This window comes from Cryobacterium sp. TMT1-2-2 (genome assembly GCF_004403505.1).
GTDB classification, from domain to species: Bacteria; Actinomycetota; Actinomycetes; order Actinomycetales; family Microbacteriaceae; genus Cryobacterium; species Cryobacterium flavum.
This window is the reverse complement of sequence record NZ_SOGS01000024.1, coordinates 107,727-126,259: the sequence shown is the minus strand read 5'-3', so window position 1 is coordinate 126,259 and position 18,533 is coordinate 107,727. Positions and strand designations below refer to the sequence as shown.

At 65.1% G+C, this 18,533-nt stretch carries 19 protein-coding genes; 9 read left to right on the top strand and 10 right to left on the bottom strand.

Annotation, left to right across the window (positions count from 1 at the left end):
• Positions 1 to 8: 8 nt before the first annotated feature.
• Positions 9 to 656, top strand: coding sequence for a CoA transferase subunit B (locus E3T35_RS14505; protein WP_092341630.1), 648 nt, complete (start codon positions 9 to 11; stop codon positions 654 to 656).
• A 50-nt stretch (positions 657 to 706) separates the two neighbouring features.
• Here the strand turns inward: E3T35_RS14505 and E3T35_RS19390 are convergent, their stop codons facing one another.
• Both E3T35_RS19390 and E3T35_RS14500 read right to left on the bottom strand, forming a co-directional pair.
• A complete protein-coding gene (locus E3T35_RS19390; RefSeq protein ID WP_166789979.1) occupies positions 707 to 877 on the bottom strand; it encodes a hypothetical protein in 171 nt (56 codons plus the stop codon).
• Positions 858 to 1,844: a serine protease gene (locus E3T35_RS14500; RefSeq protein ID WP_233197442.1), complete on the bottom strand. Its 987-nt coding sequence runs from the start codon at positions 1,842 to 1,844 to the stop codon at positions 858 to 860. The genes E3T35_RS19390 and E3T35_RS14500 overlap by 20 nt, the downstream gene beginning before the upstream one ends.
• Positions 1,845 to 2,352: 508 nt before the next feature.
• On the opposite strand from E3T35_RS14500, the gene E3T35_RS14495 reads away from it, so the two are divergent.
• The 7 genes from E3T35_RS14495 to E3T35_RS14465 are packed head-to-tail and all read left to right on the top strand — an operon-like array spanning position 2,353 to position 9,919.
• Positions 2,353 to 3,072, top strand: coding sequence for a DUF969 domain-containing protein (locus E3T35_RS14495; RefSeq protein WP_104130387.1), 720 nt, complete (start codon positions 2,353 to 2,355; stop codon positions 3,070 to 3,072).
• Positions 3,069 to 4,037, top strand: a complete 969-nt coding sequence (locus tag E3T35_RS14490; protein WP_104088584.1) for a DUF979 domain-containing protein — start codon at positions 3,069 to 3,071, stop codon at positions 4,035 to 4,037. The genes E3T35_RS14495 and E3T35_RS14490 overlap by 4 nt, the downstream gene beginning before the upstream one ends.
• A 23-nt stretch (positions 4,038 to 4,060) precedes the next feature.
• Positions 4,061 to 5,134, top strand: a complete 1,074-nt coding sequence (locus E3T35_RS14485) for a DUF2891 family protein (protein WP_134379773.1) — start codon at positions 4,061 to 4,063, stop codon at positions 5,132 to 5,134.
• 5 nt (positions 5,135 to 5,139) lie between these two features.
• Positions 5,140 to 5,898, top strand: a complete 759-nt coding sequence (locus E3T35_RS14480; RefSeq protein WP_134379771.1) for a LamB/YcsF family protein — start codon at positions 5,140 to 5,142, stop codon at positions 5,896 to 5,898.
• A gap of 3 nt (positions 5,899 to 5,901) precedes the next feature.
• A complete protein-coding gene (locus tag E3T35_RS14475) occupies positions 5,902 to 7,473 on the top strand; it encodes an urea amidolyase family protein (RefSeq protein ID WP_134379769.1) in 1,572 nt (523 codons plus the stop codon).
• A 3-nt stretch (positions 7,474 to 7,476) separates the two neighbouring features.
• Positions 7,477 to 9,207 (top strand): biotin carboxylase N-terminal domain-containing protein, encoded by a 1,731-nt coding sequence (locus tag E3T35_RS14470; protein WP_134379767.1) that lies wholly within the window; start codon positions 7,477 to 7,479, stop codon positions 9,205 to 9,207.
• A gap of 25 nt (positions 9,208 to 9,232) precedes the next feature.
• Complete coding sequence (locus E3T35_RS14465) at positions 9,233 to 9,919, top strand: GntR family transcriptional regulator (RefSeq protein ID WP_134379765.1); 687 nt, start codon at positions 9,233 to 9,235, stop codon at positions 9,917 to 9,919.
• Between the two features lie 128 nt (positions 9,920 to 10,047).
• Here the strand turns inward: E3T35_RS14465 and E3T35_RS14460 are convergent, their stop codons facing one another.
• Complete coding sequence (locus E3T35_RS14460; RefSeq protein WP_174777104.1) at positions 10,048 to 10,464, bottom strand: DUF6855 family protein; 417 nt, start codon at positions 10,462 to 10,464, stop codon at positions 10,048 to 10,050.
• 273 nt (positions 10,465 to 10,737) lie between these two features.
• Positions 10,738 to 11,133 carry a MarR family transcriptional regulator gene (locus E3T35_RS14455; RefSeq protein ID WP_134343832.1) on the bottom strand — a complete coding sequence of 132 codons (396 nt, stop codon included), beginning with the start codon at positions 11,131 to 11,133 and terminating at the stop codon, positions 10,738 to 10,740.
• 61 nt (positions 11,134 to 11,194) lie between these two features.
• On the opposite strand from E3T35_RS14455, the gene E3T35_RS14450 reads away from it, so the two are divergent.
• On the top strand, positions 11,195 to 11,617 hold the full coding sequence (locus tag E3T35_RS14450) for an amidohydrolase family protein (protein ID WP_241987578.1): 423 nt from the start codon (positions 11,195 to 11,197) through the stop codon (positions 11,615 to 11,617).
• Between the two features lie 247 nt (positions 11,618 to 11,864).
• Here E3T35_RS14450 and E3T35_RS14445 read toward each other — a convergent pair whose 3' ends face one another.
• The 6 genes from E3T35_RS14445 to E3T35_RS14420 all read right to left on the bottom strand — a co-directional run bounded on the left by E3T35_RS14445 (position 11,865) and on the right by E3T35_RS14420 (position 18,532).
• Positions 11,865 to 13,358 carry a benzaldehyde dehydrogenase gene (locus E3T35_RS14445; protein WP_134379761.1) on the bottom strand — a complete coding sequence of 498 codons (1,494 nt, stop codon included), beginning with the start codon at positions 13,356 to 13,358 and terminating at the stop codon, positions 11,865 to 11,867.
• A gap of 115 nt (positions 13,359 to 13,473) precedes the next feature.
• A complete protein-coding gene (locus E3T35_RS14440) occupies positions 13,474 to 15,108 on the bottom strand; it encodes a thiamine pyrophosphate-dependent enzyme (RefSeq protein ID WP_134379759.1) in 1,635 nt (544 codons plus the stop codon).
• Positions 15,105 to 15,917: an ABC transporter ATP-binding protein gene (locus E3T35_RS14435; RefSeq protein WP_134343831.1), complete on the bottom strand. Its 813-nt coding sequence runs from the start codon at positions 15,915 to 15,917 to the stop codon at positions 15,105 to 15,107. Before E3T35_RS14435 ends, E3T35_RS14440 begins: the two co-directional genes overlap by 4 nt.
• Before the next feature lie 52 nt (positions 15,918 to 15,969).
• The gene (locus tag E3T35_RS14430) at positions 15,970 to 16,743 is read right to left on the bottom strand and encodes an ABC transporter permease (RefSeq protein WP_134343771.1); all 774 of its coding nucleotides are present in this window, start codon (positions 16,741 to 16,743) and stop codon (positions 15,970 to 15,972) included.
• On the bottom strand, positions 16,740 to 17,516 hold the full coding sequence (locus tag E3T35_RS14425) for an ABC transporter permease (protein WP_134379757.1): 777 nt from the start codon (positions 17,514 to 17,516) through the stop codon (positions 16,740 to 16,742). Before E3T35_RS14425 ends, E3T35_RS14430 begins: the two co-directional genes overlap by 4 nt.
• A 59-nt stretch (positions 17,517 to 17,575) precedes the next feature.
• The gene (locus tag E3T35_RS14420; RefSeq protein WP_134379755.1) at positions 17,576 to 18,532 is read right to left on the bottom strand and encodes an ABC transporter substrate-binding protein; all 957 of its coding nucleotides are present in this window, start codon (positions 18,530 to 18,532) and stop codon (positions 17,576 to 17,578) included.
• Position 18,533 lies beyond the last annotated feature (1 nt).

Below are 18,533 nucleotides of genomic sequence, written 5' to 3'. Positions count from 1 at the left end.
GAATGACCATGGCTTGGACCAGAGACGAAATGGCCGCGATCGCGGCGCAGGAACTGAGCGACGGCGACTACGTGAACCTCGGGATCGGCATTCCGACGCTCGTGGCCAACAACCTGCCCGAGGGAATCCACGTGACCCTGCAGAGCGAGAATGGCCTACTCGGCATGGGGCCGTTCCCCTTCGAGGGCGAGGAAGATGCCGACCTGATCAACGCCGGCAAGCAGACCGTCACGGTGCTGCCCGGGGCGTCGATCTTCGACTCGGCGACGTCGTTCGGCATGATCCGCGGCGGCCACGTGAAGGTCGCCATTCTCGGCGCCATGCAGGTCTCCGGGCTTGGCGACCTCGCCAACTGGACCATCCCGGGCAAGATGGTCAAGGGGATGGGCGGCGCAATGGATCTCGTGGCCGGCACCCCGCGGGTGGTCGTGCTCACCGAGCACGTCGCCAAAGACGGCACGCCGAAGATTGTCACCGAGTGCACCCTGCCGCTGACCGGCGTGCGCGTCGTGGACCGTATCATCAGCGACACCGCCGTCTTTGACGTCACGCCGACCGGCCTCGTGTTGCGGCAGCGCGCCCCGGGCGTGAGCTTGCAGGACATCGAGGACACTACCGAGGCCGCGTTTACGGTTGAGGAGCTGGCTCCGGTCTAGTCGCCAAAGCTGAAGGCCCCGCTCAGGTTCTGGGCGGGGCCTTCAGATATTCAGGATTCCGGTTCGTCAGTGTCCTGTTCGCGCGACCCGTCTGGGTTCAGGCGGATGCTGCGCGGCCGGGCCGCGCGCATCCGCTCTTCGTTCCAATCGTCAGTCTCGGGGTCGAGTTTTTGGCGGGTCACGTCGGCTGCGTCGCTCGGATCAAGCGGATGCTGCGACATAGGTATTCTCGATGACCGAGCCCCAGTACGGGCCGAACATGGTGTTGGCGATGTTGTTGTAGCCAAAGCTGTTGACTGAGTTTTGCAGGCCGCTGGAGCCGTTGCCGATCATCCACGGGCCGCCAGAGGAGCCGCCGGTCATGTCGCACGGGATTCCCTGTGACTGGCTCTGGCCGTAGGGGTCGGCGCTGGCGGTGCCGTAGCAGGACTGCAGGGTCTCGCCGGTGAAGGGCGGGGCCGCCGGGTAACCGTAGGCGGTGTAGGTGAGGCCGCGGCTCTGGTTGAACGTGACGCCCGAGGCTCCGACGCTGTCGCTCAGCGAGGTTCCGGTGGGCGAGGCGACGATGGCGAAGCCGGTGTCATAGCTGATGTCGCCGTTATTGCTCCACTGGGTGGGAGCGTAGAGCTCGGTGGCATTCCACTGGCCGAACGGTGCCGAGCCGTTCTCGTAGGCTGGCACGAAGATGAGGCGTGAGGCGAAGTTGCCGGGACCTTCATTGACGCAGTGCCCGGCAGTGACGACGGTGTTCTCGTTCGCGGCCGAGATGGAGTTGCCGGAACAAACGTAGTCGGTGCCGCCGAGGGTGAAGAAGATCTTGCCGATGTGCGAGATGGGAGAGACCTGGGTGGCCGTGGGCGACTGGTCGGGGTCGGCCTGCTGCGGGGCCACGAGCGAGGTGGCTCCGGCTGCGACGGCGCCGATCATGCCGGCCGCGACGTTGTCCTGCACCAGTACTTCGCCGGGGATGGCGGACTGCATGCGCTCGGCGGTCCAGTAGTCGCCGCCCTGTTGAGTCTGCGGAACGACCCAACGGTCGACATCCGCAGACGTTGACGTGGTCGTAGTCAGTGAACCCGGCGCGATGGCGGCTGAGGCTGCGCCGGCCGACAGAAAACCGCCGGTACCGACTAACGTGCCGATCAGGAGCGCCGAGAGGGCGCCGGTCTTAACTTTGCTTCGCATCATGTGCTTCACTCCAGTTATCGATCGCATCCCGCGGACTGTATTGCCGCAGGTATTAATACAATATTGAGGAGTAGACTCCTTGTCTACCCTTTATGGGTCACACCCATTAGGGGGGTCGATGATCTGGGTCGGCATGTGTTCGCGTGCTCGGGTATCGGTGGCAGCGGCCATACTGAGTGCATGTCGGACGGGCTACGATTTTGACCCCGATCAAACATTGTCGACGTCTACGTGGGGTACCTGCGCGGGCAAGCCGTGCTTCAGTGTGGCGCCCGCAGCTAAGCCGGGCGCAAGCGCACCGTGAGAACTCGTTTAGATTTGAAGCGATTGCGCGAGGGGGCTCGACAGAAGTTGCCGCCAAAGTCTTGTGGGATTGTTCAACAATTCGGTAGGCTCTGGAAAACGCTGATCGGGCATCCGCTCTGAAATGGCGAGCAATACCCCCGGTGATCACGGGTTTATTTGGCGTACCCGGATACCCGGGTACGCGGGCGCTACTGGGAGAAATATGCTCGTACTGATTGGTGTGTTGCTCGTCATCGTGGGGTTTGCCATTCGCATGAACCCCCTGGTCGTGGTCACGGTCTCGGGGATCGTCACGGCTCTGCTCGGCGGGCTGACGCCGCTGGAGATTCTGGATGCCTTCGGAACGGGCTTTGCCAGCAGTCGCTCGGTGACCGTTTTCGTGATCGTGCTCCCGGTTATTGGACTGATCGAACGCTTCGGCCTGCAACAGCAGGCCAAACGACTGATTTCCCGGCTGTCGCGGCTGACCACGGGCCGGGTGCTGATCGGCTACCTCGTTATTCGCCAGGCTACGGCGGCGCTCGGGCTGAACAGTGTCGGCGGCCACGCGCAGACCGTGCGTCCGCTCATCTTTCCGATGGCGGAGGGCGCGGCCCTGCGGCGCTACGGCACGGTTCCCGACCCGATCAAGGAGAAGATCAAGGCGCATTCGGCCGCGACCGACAACGTCGGCGTGTTCTTTGGCGAAGATATCTTCGTGGCCGTCGGCTCGATTCTGCTGATCACCACCTTCGTCGATGCCACCTATGGTCTGCAGCTCGACCCCCTGCACGTTGCCGTCTGGGCGATCCCGACCGCCATCGCCGCCCTGCTCGTGCATGGATTCCGGCTGCTTCGACTCGACAAACAGCTCGACCGCGAGGTGCGCGCCATTGAGGCCGCCGACAACGTCGAGATCATCAACGCAGGAGGCACGGCATGATTGGCGTTGAAGCGGTTTACTGGTTTGTCGGCGCGCTCTTTCTGGCCTGGGCGCTGCTCATCGCCGGCGATGCGGGCCACCCTCGCCGCTGGGGAAGCTCAGCCTTCTGGGGCCTCCTGGGCCTCTGCTTCTTCTACGGCACCTGGGTGCAGAGCGAACAGGCTCCCGGCTGGATTCTCGGTATCGCCGTCATCGTCATGGTCGTGCTCGCGAGCACCGGCCGGCTCAAAGACGGCCGGGCACGCACGACCACTGCTGAGGAACGCGATGTCTCCTCTCGCCGATTCGGCAACAAACTGTTCATCCCGGCACTGACCCTGCCGGTCGTCACGGTGCTCATCGTGCTGCTGGCCCCCTACATCTCCATCAACGGACAGCTGCTGATCAGCCCGGTCAACACGACCCTGGTCGCTCTCGGAATCGGTTCGCTCGCGGGCGTGATCGTCGGCCTGTTCATTCTGCGGCCGCGCCAGCTCTTCACCCCCATTCTCGAAGGGCGTCGGATTCTGGAGTCGATCGGCTGGGCGGCACTGTTGCCGCAAATGTTGTCGACCCTGGGCATCCTCTTCACCAAGGCCGGCGTGGGCGTGGCCGTGGGCACCCTCGCGACCGTCGTTCTGCCGGACGGCTCGCTGATCGCCGCCGTGCTCGTCTACTGCGTTGGCATGTTCCTGTTCACCGTGCTGATGGGCAACGCCTTCGCGGCATTCCCGATCATGACCGCCGCCATCGGCTGGCCGGTACTCGTGCAGATCTTTGACGGCAACCCGGCCGCCGTCTTTGCCATCGGCATGCTCTCCGGATTCTGCGGCACCCTGGTCACCCCCATGGCCGCCAACTTCAACCTGGTTCCCTCAGCCCTGCTGGAGATGAAGGATAAGTACGGGGTGATCAAGGCGCAGGTCGGTACCGGCGTGCCCATGCTCGGCGTCAACGTTGCCCTGATGTACTTTCTCGCGTTCTAAACCGCACAACGAAGTGGAGCACCATGCCCGACGCATCAACCGTTCTCGACGCACCCGCACTGCTGGCTGGGCTGGCACCGACCTACGCCGATGTCGTTCTCGACAATCTGGCCAGGCCCTACCCGCACTCGGCGCACCACACCACGCATGCAGCGGATGATCGACCAACGCCCGAGCAGATCCACCCGTCGTTCTACACCTCGTTCGACTGGCATTCCTGCGTGCACATGCACGCCCTGGGCGTGATGCTGCTCGAGCACGGTCTGGACAGTGAGCGGGAGGCTGCCCTCCGTCAAGCGATCGGCGCCAACCTCACGGTGGAGAAGCTGCGCGTCGAGGGCGCGTACCTGCTCGCCAACCCCAGCTGGGAACGCCCATACGGCTGGGCCTGGCTGGTGCGGCTCGCGGCCACCTGCGCGGCGTCGACCGACGCCGAGATTCGCGGGTGGGCATCCGCTCTCGATCCGATCGTCGACACTGTGGCCGAACTGTTCGTGGCCTGGGCGGGCAAGGCCGAATGGCCGGTGCGTCACGGTCTGCACACCAATACGGCGTTCGGGCTTGGCTTGATGCTCGACGCTTTTCGAGCCCTCGGCCGCGCCGACGCTGCTGCGGCCTGTGAAACCGCGACCCTCGCCTGGTTCGAAGCGGATGCCGACTGGCCCGGCGACTGGGAAATGAGCGGCCAGGACTTTCTTTCCGCCGGTCTGAGCGAGGCAGACCTGCTGCGCCGGGTGCTGGCGCCCGAGCAATTCGACGCCTGGTTCGTGTCCTTTCTGCCCAGCTTGACGGCCGATTCACGCATCGTGCGCCCGTTTCGGGTCACCGATGAAACCGACGGCTACCTCGTGCACCTGCACGGGCTGAACCTCTCCCGCGCCGGGCAGGTGGCACGCATTCTGCGTGCGCTGGGTCGGGCGCCGGAGTCGGCACCAGCAGTGGCAGCCCTGACCGCGGCCAGGGAACCGCTGCTGCGGGCCGGACTCGAGGCCGTCGTCGCGCAGGAGTTCATGTCCTCGCACTGGCTGGCGACCTTCGCCTGGGATGCGCTGTTGTCGGCATCCGCCCTCGTGAAGCCGACCGATACGGCAGCATAGAACCTATGGCAACGATCGATCTGAACAGCGACGTCGGAGAATCTTTCGGCAACTGGACCTTCGGCGACGATGCCGCCATCATCGCTTCGGTCACGAGCGTCAACGTGGCCGGCGGATTCCACGCCGGCGACCCGACGACTATTCGTGCGACCTGCGCTGCCGCCGCCGCTGCTGGCGTGACGGTGGGCGCGCACCCCGGCTATCGCGACCTGGCCGGTTTCGGCCGCCGGTTCATCGAGATGGATGCGGCCGAGCTCAGCAACGACGTGATCTACCAGATCGGCGCGGTGCAGGCCCTCGCCCGCGCAGCCGGCACGCGGGTGCAGTACGTGAAACCGCACGGCGCCCTGTACAACACGATCGCTCGTCACCCGGTGCAGGCCCGTGCCGTGGTCGACGCCGTGCTCGCCGTCGACCCTAGCCTGCCGCTCATGGTGCTGCCGAACAGTGAGATAGAACGAGTCGCCCAGGCCGCGGGCCTCCGCACCGTAGCCGAAGCCTTCGCCGATCGTGCTTATAACCCCGACGGCAGCCTGGTGTCACGCACGCTGCCGGGCGCGGTGCTGCACTCGGTCGACGCGGTGACGGCGCAGGTTGTGCGCCTCGCCCTCGAGGGCACCGTCGTCGCCGTCGATGGTTCGGTCATCGCGGTGCCGGCAGCGAGCATCTGCCTGCACGGCGACACCCCCGACGCCGTGCGGCTCGCCGCAGCGGTGCGTTCCGCCCTGTCGGCCGCCGGCGTGTCCATCGCCAGTTTCGTCTAGCGGATGCCGACCCCCATTCGATCCATCCGGGCCGTGGGTGAGCGGGCGGTGCTCGTGCAGCTCGGCACGCTCACCGAGGTCCTCGGATTGTATGAGGCGCTGCGCGAGCATCCGCTGCCCGGGCAGGTCGATGTCGTCGCGGCCGCTGAAACCGTGCTCGTGACGGCCGACTCGGCGACAGCGGCCCGCAGCTTTGCTGCCCGGCTGCGCGCGATAAAACCGCGCACGATTCAGGCCGGGAACGACGGGCTCGTGACCATCGACGTGATTTATGACGGGGACGACCTCGCCGAGGTTGGCGAGCTCACCGGCCTGGGCCAGGGCGGCGTGATCGCGGCGCACACCGGTCAGCTGTGGACCGCCGCGTTCGGCGGCTTCGCCCCCGGCTTCGCGTACCTCGTCGGCGACGACCGCCTGCGCGTCTCCCGGCGCGCCACCCCGCGGAAGGCCGTGCCGGCCGGCGCGGTGGCGCTCGCCGACGGCTATTCGGCCGTGTATCCTCGGGTCAGTCCCGGCGGCTGGCAGCTGATCGGCCGCACCGACGCCGCCCTGTGGAACCTCGACCGCGACCAGCCGGCCCTCGTGCAACCCGGCAACCGGGTGCAGTTTCGTGCCGTGCGTGAGTTCCTGCGCGTCGCACCGACGGCCTCGACGGCCTCGACGGCCTCGATGGCGGAGGCACAACGCCCCGGGGACCTCGTCGTCGTGCAGCCCGGCCTGCAAACCACCGTGCAGGATCTCGGCCGCCCCGGCCTCGCCCACCTCGGTGTGGCCGGCGCCGGCGCCCTCGATCGTGGCGCCCTGCGCCGCGCCAACCGGCTGGTTGGCAACCCCGGCTCGGCCGCCGTGCTCGAAAACGCCCTCGGCGGCCTCGTGCTCGAAGCCCGTACGGAGCAGGTACTCGCGGTGGCGGGGGCATCCATTCTGATCACGATCAGCAAAACGGGTGCCGAACCCCGCGTCGTGCCGACCGATGCCCCGTTCGCGCTGCACACCGGCGAGCGGCTGAGCCTGGGCGCGCCGCTCTGGGGCGTGCGCAGCTATGTCGCCGTGCGCGGCGGCCTCGACGAATCGCTCGTGCTCGGCAGCCGTTCGACCGACTCGATGTCGGGCATCGGCCCGGCACCGCTCGTTGCCGGTCGGGCGTTGCGTGTGCTGCCGGCCCCGCCCACGAGCGTGGTCGGTGCCGCCGAGCCCGCGGTCGACCCGCCCGCCGCGGTGACCGTGCTGCGCTATGTTCCCGGCCCGCGCGCCGACTGGTTCAGCGCCAGCACCCTCGCCGACTTCGACCGCATCGACTGGGCCGTCACCGCCCAGTCGAACCGCATCGGCCTGCGCCTCGACGGACCGGCCCTTGTACGTGCCCACGGCGGCGAACTGCCGAGTGAGGGCACCGTGTCCGGAGCCATCCAGCTGCCGGCCTCCGGTGTTCCGGTGTTATTCCTCGCCGACCACCCCGTCACCGGCGGCTACCCGGTGCTCGGCGTGGTGCTGCACGCCGACCTGGACCGGGCGGCGCAGCTCGGCACGGGCGCGCGCATCCGCTTCACTCCAATTCCTTCAAACGAGAGCTGAACCGTGCAGAAAGTACTCATCGCCAACCGTGGCGAAATCGCCGTGCGCATCATTCGCGGCTGCTCAGATGCCGGGCTCACCTCCGTCGCTGTCTACGCGGATGTCGACGCCGACGCCCTGCACGTGGGTATGGCCAACGAGGCCTACGCGCTGGGCGGTGACAGCCCAGCTGACACCTATCTCAATGTGCCGAAACTGTTGGCCATCGCCCGGCGGGCCGGTGCCGACGCCGTGCACCCGGGCTACGGCTTTCTCTCCGAGAACGCCGACTTCGCCCAGGCCGTGCAGGACGCCGGGCTGATCTGGATCGGGCCGAGCCCGGCGAGCATCCGGTTGCTGGGAAACAAGGTGTCGGCGCGCGAAATCGCCGTGCGAGTCGGCGCTCCGCTCGTGGCCGGCTCGAACGGCACGCTCGAGACCGCTGTGGAGGTGCGTGCCTTCGCCGAGGAACACGGCCTTCCGGTCGCAATCAAGGCGGCGTTCGGCGGCGGCGGCCGCGGAATGAAGGTGGTCTGGGAGCTGGACGCGATCGAGGAGGCGTTCGACTCCGCCGTGCGCGAGAGCATGGCCGCGTTTGGTCGCGGCGAATGCTACGTTGAGCGCTTTCTGAACCGGCCCCGGCACGTCGAAGCGCAGATTCTGGCCGACGGGCACGGCGGGGTGATCGTCGTCGGCACCCGCGACTGCTCGCTGCAGCGCCGCAACCAGAAATTGGTCGAGGAGGCGCCGGCACCGTTTCTCACCGCTGACCAGCGGGATCTTATTTACACCTCGGCGAAGGCCATCTGCCGTGAGGCCGGATATGCCGGCGCCGGCACCGTGGAGTATTTGCTGGCCGAGGACGGCAGCATCTCCTTTCTCGAGGTGAACACGCGCCTGCAGGTGGAGCACCCGATCACCGAAGAGACCTCCGGTGTTGACATCGTGCTTGCCCAGCTGGCCATCGCCGCCGGCGGAGAGCTGCCGGTTGCCGAAGACCCGGTGCCGCGCGGCCACTCCTTCGAATTCCGCATCAACGCCGAGGACCCGGGCCGCGGCTTTCTGCCCGCGCCGGGCACCGTAACCACGTTCACCGTACCGACGGGGCCGGGAATCCGGGTGGATGCGGGCATCCGCTCTAATGATTCGGTGGCGCCGCAATTCGATTCGCTGCTCGCCAAGCTCATCGTGACCGGCGCCGACCGGCCGCAGGCCCTGCGCCGGGCCCGCCGGGCGCTCGCCGAGTTCGAGATCGCCGGGCTGCCGACCGTGCTGCCCTTTCACCGCGCCGTCGTCGACCTGCCGGCGTTCACCGGGCCTGACCGGCTCGGCGTGTACACGAGCTGGATCGAGACCGAATTCGCCGAGCAGCTCGTGGCCGACCCCTCGCTGGTTACTGCATCCCCGGCCGGCGGCCGCCGCACGATCACGATCGAGCTCGACGGGCGTCGGGTGGCGCTCGGGCTGCCAGAGAGCCTGCTGGGCGGCCTCGTGCACGGCGCTCCCGCTGTCGCGGCGCCGGTGATCGACGAATTCGACCCGGCCGAGCTCCACTCCGGCATGGTCGGCACCGTGGTCAAATGGCTGGTCGAGGAGGGCTCCACGGTGGCCGCGGGCGATCCTCTTCTGGTGCTCGAAGCCATGAAGATGGAATCGACCGTCGTGGCGCACCGCTCGGGAACGCTGGGCGGTGTGCTCGTGGCCGCGGGAGACAACGTTGCCCTGAACGAGGCCATCGCTCGCATCGATACCTGAGCGGCCCAATCGCTACTCTGGGGGAATGACTCTCGACCAGATCTTTGCCGACCTGCGTGGTCAGGGCGCGAAGGTGCGCCACGCCGAGACCGGCAGCTGGGCCGCGGAGGTGCTGCGCGGGCGCATCGCCGCCGGGCAGTTGGTTCCCGGTACGAAGCTGTCGGAGGAGCGGCTCTGCGATCTCCTCGGCGTCTCCCGGAACACCCTTCGGGAGGCCTTTGCGACGCTCGCCATCGAGCACATGGTGGCGCGCATCCCGAACCGGGGTGTGTTCGTGGCACGACCGACCACCGATGACATCCGTGAGATCTACCGGGTGCGGCGCTTTCTGGAACCGGCGGCGCTGTTATGGTCGGCCAGCCCCACAACGGATGCCCTGCACGCCGCGATCGAGCGCGCCCGCCTGGCCCGGTCACGGGGCTCTGTGGCCGATATGGCCGGCGCCAACCAAGACTTTCATGCCGGCGTCGTGGCGCTGGCCGGCAGCGAGAGATTGAGCCGGCAGATGGCTCAGGTGCTCGCGGAGATGCGGCTGGTATTTCATTCCATGGTCGCTGACCCGCTGTTCCACGCGCCCTATGTTGACGAGAACGCGGGAATCCTCGAGCGTTTCGAGGCGGGTGCGCGCACCGAGGCCGCCGCGCTCATGGTCGAGTACCTCGAGCGGGCCGAGCGGCAGCTGCTGGAGGCGCGCGCGCGCGCGCGCGCGTAGGGCCGGGCGGGGCATCCGCTCTGGGGTGGTCGGGGTTTCGGTGCCGGGCGCAGGATCAAACGTACGCCAGGCAAGCCAACGTGCGCCCAGCGCCGACGCTCGCCCGGACGGCCGCGACCCGACGGTGCTCAGAGCGCGCGCATCCGGTTATTGCGCGGGTTGTGCTCGACCTCGGCAAGGCCGAGGGCTTCGAGCAACGGCGGAACGTACATGCCGAAACGACCGCGAAACCCGTTCTTCAGGCCGTACCAGCCTCCGACCGGGTTGCTCTCCGCGCAACCCCAGGCCTCGACGGTGTCGGGCTTGGCCTCCTTCTTCTCGTCGGCGGCGCCCAGCTCGACCCAATCACCGTTCTCTGTGAGCATGGCGTGCAGGTCCTCAATGCAGCTCAGTCGATAGGAGAGCGTCGTGGACCCGACCTTGCAGATCAGTGATGGAGGGTCGGCAGCCTCATCGCGATACATGAGGTATTCCGACGACCAGGGCGGAGTGCGCAGCACCCACGGGTCGTCCTTGCTGCCGGTTCCGATGCTCGTGTCGGTCATGACTGTCTCCTCGTTATCGTGCAGTTGGGTCAGTGGATTCATGCCCATCTTGGCCCAGTGCACCCGAAATTGACACGATACAGGCCGGCACGCATTGCCGGCCTGAGTGCATGGGCAAAAGTGTCTGCCATTTCTCTGGCGGATAACTCCTGCAATTTCTGGAACCCGTCGACGGCTTCCGCGTGATTCTGCGGAACAGTTCTGACAAGCGCACAAATTGCAGGAGTTATGCCGCGCAGGAGGTCAGAGCGGATGCCCGAGTTAGCGAGTACTTCAGGCCGTCGGCTCGAAGGCGATGCGGCGCAGCAGGGAGGGCAACTGTTCGCGTTCGGCGGGGTTGAGGTCATGCAGGGAGCGGTCCTCGGCGGTCTGGATGACGGCGCGGGCCTGCCGACAGAGCAGCCGGCCGGGCTGCGTGGCCACGATCACATTGGACCGGCGATCCCGTGGGTCCTGGTCGCGGGTGACCGCACCACGGTTTTCCAAGTGATCGACCAGGGCCACGATCTGGCTCGGGTCGAGGCTGAGAAAACCCGCGAGCTCGCGCCGGGACGGGTTTTGCCCGCTGCAGGCCAGCGACGGCACCGAATAGGAGCGCACGCGCAGATCCAGCTCGGCGAGCACGGTATCCGCCCTGCCGGAACCAACCGAGCGTGCCCGCGCGGTCATGAATCCGATTTCGTTGGCCAGATCGGTGTCCCGCAACCGGTCCGGTTCGCGTAGGCGGTCGGTGGTCAGATCGACGGTGTCTGTACTCGACGAGATCGACGAACTGTACCGCGAACGCAAGACGGCCGCGGTGGTGCTCGCCGTCGACCCTTCCCGCAACCTGAACCAACGGCCGAACAGCAGCGAGGAGACTGCGATCGGCGCAGCCCGCAACAATGACATGCTGATTGCCTTCGGCTCGGTCGACCCCACTCGGGGAGCGGGTGCCATCACCCAAGCCCTGCGCTTGGCCGGTGATTTCGGCGTGCGCGGCTTCAAATTCCACCCCACGGTGCAGACCTTCAACCCGAGCGACGAGCAGTTCTACCCGCTCTGGGCTGCGTTGCAGGATCTCGGCCTGCCGGCCCTGTTCTACGGCGACTACGGAGCGCCGAATCCCCCGGTACGGTTGGCAGCGCAGCTTCTGCGCGGAACCCGACGCTGAGAGGCAGTCATGACTGATTCTGGTCCCGATTGCTTCATTCAATCGGTGGAAACGGCGGTCTCGCCCCGGCCGAACACGACCACCTCGGGGAGACGCTCGGTAAGTTGCTCCACGACTGAATCCACGGAAAGAGTGGATGCCCGGAGCCGGGCATCCACTCTTCGGGTGGCGGTTACGTCACGTTGGGGTGCGTTGCACAATGAACTGCACGGTGACCGTCTTCAACCTCGCGGGCACGACCCGTCACTCAGAACGGGAAGGCCCCCGGAACGCGGCGCATCGTAATCCAACGCGTCTCCGTGAACGCTTCGATGTTCGCCTCGGCACCGCCCTGACGCGATCCGGTACCGGACGCACCAACGCCGCCAAAGGGGGCATTCGCTTCGTCGTTCACGGTCTGGTCGTTGATGTGGACGATGCCTGACGGAATGCGCTGCGCCAACTCGAGCCCGCGCATGGCATCCGACGTCACGATCCCGAGTGACAGACCGTAGTCGCTCGCGCTCGCCAGTTGCACGGCCTCGTCGTCCGTGCTGAACTTGACGACGGATGCGACCGGGCCGAAAACCTCCTCGCAGTAGGCCGGGCCGTCCAACGGTGAATTCGCCAGCACGGTCGGGCGGTAGAACAGTCCGTCGTAACTGCCGCCGGCCTTCAACTCCGCGCCCGCCTCGACGGAGTCCAGGACCAATCGGTGAATCCGGTCGCGCTGGTTCTCATCGATGATCGGGCCGAGATGCACGTGGTCCGTTGCCGGGTTGCCGACCGCCATCGACTCAGCCTTCGCCGCAAGCTTCTCAACATACTGGTCGAAGATGCTTTCATGCACGACGTGGCGTCCGATCGACATGCAGATCTGCCCCTGGTGCAGGAAGGAACCCCACGCCGCGAGGTTGACGGCCTTGTCGACATCGGCGTCCTCAAGCACGATGAAGGCCGAGTTGCCACCGAGTTCGAGGTGAGCGCGCTTGAGGTGCTTGCCGGCGAGTTCGCCAACCTTCCGGCCGGCCCTGGTCGAGCCGGTGAAGGCGATAACGCGGATGTTTGGGTCGGTGACCATGGCCTCGCCGACGTCGGCGCCTCCAGTGACCAACTGCAAGACCCCGGCTGGCAGCCCAGCCTCCTCGAAGACGCGCACCATCATCACACCGCCTGTCACCGCGGTGCGAGGGTCCGGCTTGAGCACCACCGCATTGCCGAGCGCGAGAGCGGGCGCGACCGCTCGGATTCCGAGGATGATCGGCACGTTGAACGGTGAAACCACACCGACAACACCCGCCGGAACCCGCTGGGCGATAGAGATTCTGGGTTCTTCGCTCGAGAGGAGCTGGCCGAGCGGATGCGACGGCAGCGAGGCCGCCTCATAGCATTCTTGGATTCCGACATGCAGCGCGAACCCTGCAAAGTCCGGCACGCTGCCGGCTTCTCTGACGTTCCAGTCCATGATCTCGTCGGCATGTTTTTCCATGAGTGCTGCCGCCTTGCGCAGCACTCCGGCGCGCACGGAGGGCGGGGTAGCTGCCCATGTCTTTTGCGCGATTGCTGCGCCAGCGGCAGCCACGGCCACGTCCGCTGGCGTCGCAATTCCTATGCGGCCCAACTCTTGCCCGGTCGACGGTTCGATGACCGGGAGCTCGCCGCCAGCTCCAATCTTCCACTCGCCATTGACGTAGATCTTTCCTGCCCAGGTTGCCGGATCGAGGAACAGGCCGGTTTTCGTTTCGTTAGTCGTGAGAGTCATTGTCTCTTCTTCCTCGTCGCATTGAGATTACTTTCATGTGCGTCCGGATCCAGACCTGCCTTGCGACAGCGTCGTTGGACGATTCGCGCCGGGCGCTCGCTTCGGTCAGACCGATTCAGGGCAAGAACAGGACATCCGGCGTGACAATCACTTCCAAGACCAGAGCTTCCTGACGGCCCGCAAGAGACGGCGCGATACGGTCCAGGACCGACACTAGGTCGGAGTAACCGTCTATTTTCAGGGCCTCCACGCCCAACCCAGCGGCAATAGCGGAAACCGACACCCGACCGAAGGACGGCCACGGGGCAGCGCCGCCGCGTTGATCGGCCAGACGGTTCATCACGGCGTAGCCGCCGTTATTCAGGACGATGAAGACGACCCCGACTCCGAGATTCGCGGCTGTCCATAGCGATTGGATTGAATACATCGACGAACCATCGCCGATGATGCCGATGACGGGGCGGTCCGGCTGGGCCATCTTCAGCCCGATGGCCGCTGGCATGGCAAACCCGAGCCCACCCATCGCAGCGGACAAGAACCCGAACGGTCGACGGGCCGGAATAAGAGCCTCCAGAGCCGGACGGGAGGACGGGGATTCCTCGACAACGGTCGTCTCTATCGGAAGACGCTCTGCGAGCAGCTGAAAAACGTGTGCTGCTCGCAGAGGCTCGTCGGCGGTCGGTGGATCTAGCTGGTAGCTCTGGGCATGACGCTTCACGTGGTCGGACTTTTGCACCGCGGGAAGGGGGCTGCGAACTCCGACTTGGGTGCTGATGAACGAGCACAGGGCGGCAGGGTCTCCGATGATGGACAGCTCAGCGGGGGACCGATTCGCCTCCGAGGCATCCGCGGTCAGGACGAAGACCCGCATGCCGTTTGGCACAAGAGAACCGGGCTTGTATGGATATTGGCGTAGGGCGGCGGTGCCAACAACGAGGAGAACGTCGTGGCCGTTGAGAGCTTCCCGCACGCGGGGGCGGTCGGCGGGGAGGCTGCCGCGGAATAGAGGGTGATCCTGCGGGAAGCCAGCCCGGGAACCGAAGGCTTCCTGCCAAACCGGGGCATGCAGACTTTCTGCGAGCTGCACCAGAGCGGCCCATCCTGCTTCGTTGTCGTTTCCCGACCCGGCGATGATTGCGGGTGCGGCCGCGCCGCGCAGCGCGGTTACGACGTTCTCGAGTTCCGTCGGGATCCCGCGCGGAGCCGAAATACTGTGGCTCGCGGCGGCTGTTGCGGTCGGATCTGCTGGCTCATCCCAGTCGTCCATCGGAACGATCACGATGACCGGCCCGCGTTCCTGGCGGGCGAGGTGTATCGCCCGTCGAATGGCCGACGGTACATCGGCGGCGATGACCGGCGAGATTACTTCCAGCGGATAATCTCCCGCGAGCCCGGCGAGTCGGCCGGCGAGGAAGGGCTCGAGTGCGAGGTGTCGTCGGTCCTGCTGACCGACGACGACGACCATTGGCGCGCGGTTAACCCGCGCCGTTGCGATCGCCCCGACTGCATTCCCGAATCCCGCCGTGGTGTGCAGGAGCACGAAGGCTGGCGAGCCGCTACCGAGCGCGTGGCCGGCGGCGATGCCGACCACCGACCCCTCGTGAAGCGCGAGAACAAATTGGATGTCTTCCGGCAGATCAACTAGGAAGGGGATCTCCGTGGACCCGGGGTTCGAGAAGATAGTAGTGAGGCCTTCGGCGCGCATGAGGTCGAAACACGCGTCCCGCACGGTGGCGGTGGCAGCACTCATGACTTGTGGCCCTTCTTCGTTACCGCGATCGGCCCTGAAAGGGGACCGCTCTTCGCCAGCTGGATCTGCTCGTAGACGTGCCCGCGCAACTCGTTGAAGCGTGCGCTCGACCGGGTGGTAAGTTGGTCGCGATCTACCGGAAGGTCGATCGTCAGATCTTCCTGCACGACCGTTGGGGAGTTTGACAGCACGAGCACCCGTTCGCCCAGGTAGACCGATTCGTCGATATCGTGCGTGATGAAGATGATCGTCACGCCGAGCTTCTGCCAGATGTGGCGAACTAGGTCCTCCAGATCGGCCCTGGTCTGCGCGTCCACGGCGGCGAAAGGCTCATCCATCAGCAAGACCTCTGGCCTGTACGCCACTGCTCGCGCGATCGCGACACGTTGCTGCATTCCGCCGGACAACTGCCAGGGATAGCTGTCTGGCACGTGGGAGAGCTCGACGGCGGCGAGGGCATCATCCACGAGTTTCTTGCGTTCGGCGCGTGGTATTCGCTGGTTCTTCAGCGGCAATTCGATGTTGGCGCGTACGCTCATCCACGGCAGAAGGCTGCGACCGTACTCCTGAAAGACGACGGCCATGGAATGAGGCGGGCCGACGACATTTGTACCGCGTAGTTCGATCGATCCCGATGTCGGGGTAAGTAGTCCGGCGATGCACTTCAGCAGAGTCGTCTTGCCCGCGCCGGACGGTCCGACCACGCAGACAAGCTGACCTGGCGCGATGTCAAACGTGAGGTCGCGCACCGCTTCGATTTCGCCGCCTGGGACCGGATAGACCTTTCGCAGGGCCTTGACCGACAGCATTGGCGGCTCGGATGAGAATTCTCCCGGGATGCGCTCGCCGTCATTGAGTACTTTAACTGCCATGCTGAACCTCTTTCAGGCCGGTGTACCAACTCAGCAACCGGTTTTCGATCGACTTGGAAATCACGGACAGTGCAAGGCCCATGAGGCCGAGAACGACGATCCCACTCCACATTTCTGGGATAGCGAACGCACGTTGGAAAAGCACGATGGTGAAGCCCAGTCCGGAGGATGACCCGAACATTTCAGAAATGACCATCAGGATCAGTGCGATGGACGTGCTCTGTCGTACCCCGGTCATGATCTGGGGGCTGGCCCCAGGCAATACCAGATAACGCAACCGGGCAAAACCGGTCATCGAGTACGTCCGAAAGGTGTCGCCGAGCACGGGGTCGACGGCCCGCACCCCCTCAATAGTGTTGAGCAGCACGGGCCAGATGGCGCCGGAAATGATCACAATGATCTTCATCTGGTCGTTGATCCCGACCAGCAGCATGAGCAGTGGAACGAGTACTGGCGGAGGAATCGCTCGGAAGAATTCCAGCAGTGGCTCGGTGAGGCTGCGGAGCCAGCGCACTGAGCCGATTAGCACGCCGAAGATCACACCCAGCAGGATTGTCAACCCGAGTCCGACCAGCAGGCGGAGGACGCTGGGAACGAAGTCCGTCCAGAACCTCTCTCCGGCCCAGACCGCCCAGAATGTCTGCATGAGCTTGAGGGGCTTTGGCACGAAGAAGTTGGTCGACCCGAGCGTTAGCGTCCACCACAGTGCAACAAGAAGCACGGGCAGGCCGACAAAATAAAGGGTACGTTTAGTCGATCTCATACTGCTACCTCTCCGCGGACCGACGTGTGCCAGGAAAGAACGCGTTTTTCAACCAGGCGCACCCCGGCATTGATGAGAACGCCGATGAGGCCGGTCGCGACAATGAGTGCGTACATTTCGGCAACCGCGCCTCCTGACTGGGTCAAGGCAATCTGTTGGCCGAGGCCGGGGCTGCCGATGACCAACTCGGCTGTAATAGCCAGTATGAGCGCGACCGCGGACGCCAAGCGGATCCCCGTCATGAGGTAAGGCAGCGTCGTCGGCCAGACGACGTATCGGATCCGAGCCATCCGCCCCAGGCCGTAGCTGCGGGCCGTGTTGTCAGCAACCGGATCGACGTCGGCCACCCCGGAAAGCACCTGAAGCAGTACCTGCCAAAACGATGCATAGACGATCAGCAGCAGTGATGATTCGATCTTCAGCCCGAAAAGAAGAACCGCCAGCGGAATCAAGGCGACGGAGGGGATCGGCCGGAGGAATTCGATCGTAGATCTCGTGGCGCGGCGAAGAAATAGGCTGGAACCGATGAAAAGGCCGAGCACGATGGCAGTGATGATCGCAATGGCGAGGCCCAGAGCCCAGGCGGTCATAGTCTCGGCGACATCACTCCAGAAACCGGGCTGAACCAAATAGGCGAAGAATTTCGCCATGACCAGGCTTGCGGGTGGCAGGTATCGCTCATTTACCAGGCCGAGCCGCGGAATTGCCTCCCACGCGACAAGGAACAGCAGGATGCCCGTGACCCCTAGCGCGGGGCCGTTCAGGTGTTTCATTGACATTCTGCTGTTCCTCATCGTTTCGCAGTGCGTTCTTATGCCGAGGTGATGGTGAGCTACGGCAGCATCACGCTGAGATCGGGCTTCGCCGAGAGAGTGCCGAACTTGACGGCTGCTTCGCCAAGCTTCGTCGCTGCGTCGCCGTTGAAGTCAACCCGGAACTCTGGCAGGACCATATCCGTGAGCTGGTCGGCCGTCATTTTCGTGTACGTGGTCACTATCTGGCGCACCTCGTCGGGGTGGACCTGGGCGTATTCGAGGGACTTGTTCATCGCGGTCTGGAACTTCGTGACGAGGTCCGGATTGTTGCTGATGGTGTCGCCATTGGCGAAGTAGCCGGCGATATCAAGGTTGGTGTCGAACGCTGAGAAGTTGTACGAAATGATTCGGGCCCCATTGGCGACGGCCGAGTTGAGGAAGGGAGCGAGAATCCATGCCGCATCGACCTGGCTGTTCTCAACCGCTGCCTCGGCATCGGGAAAGCCGACCTCGACGAACTGGATCGTGGAGGAATCTCCGCCGTCGTCCTCAACGATCTGACGAATCGTCGTGTCGCCAATGTTCTGCAGATTGTTGACGGAGACTGTCTTCCCTGCGAGGTCCGCGGCCGACGTGATCGGGGAGTCGCCACGAACGATGACTGCACCGAAGTCGGGCGTGCCGGCCGTCGAGTTGCCGTTCGCGACATATCGGAGGTCAAGGCCCTTGTCTCTGGCGACCATGACAGAGACCAAGTTGCCGAACGCGAACTCATAGTCGCCCGAGATCACTCCCGGTACCGCGGCAGCGCCTCCTGTCGTGACCTGGACGGTGAGGTCGAGACCTTCATCGGAGAAAAAGCCCTTTTCCTTGCCGAGCCAAATCGGCGCCGTGTCGACAATGGGGATGACGCCCACGGTGATTGGGGTGAGCGCGTCGGTTTCGGCTGGTGCCGTGGTACTGGCGCCGGCCGAGCAGGCGCTGAGGGCGATGACGGATGCCGCGGCAAGTCCGATCAATAGCGATTTCTTCATT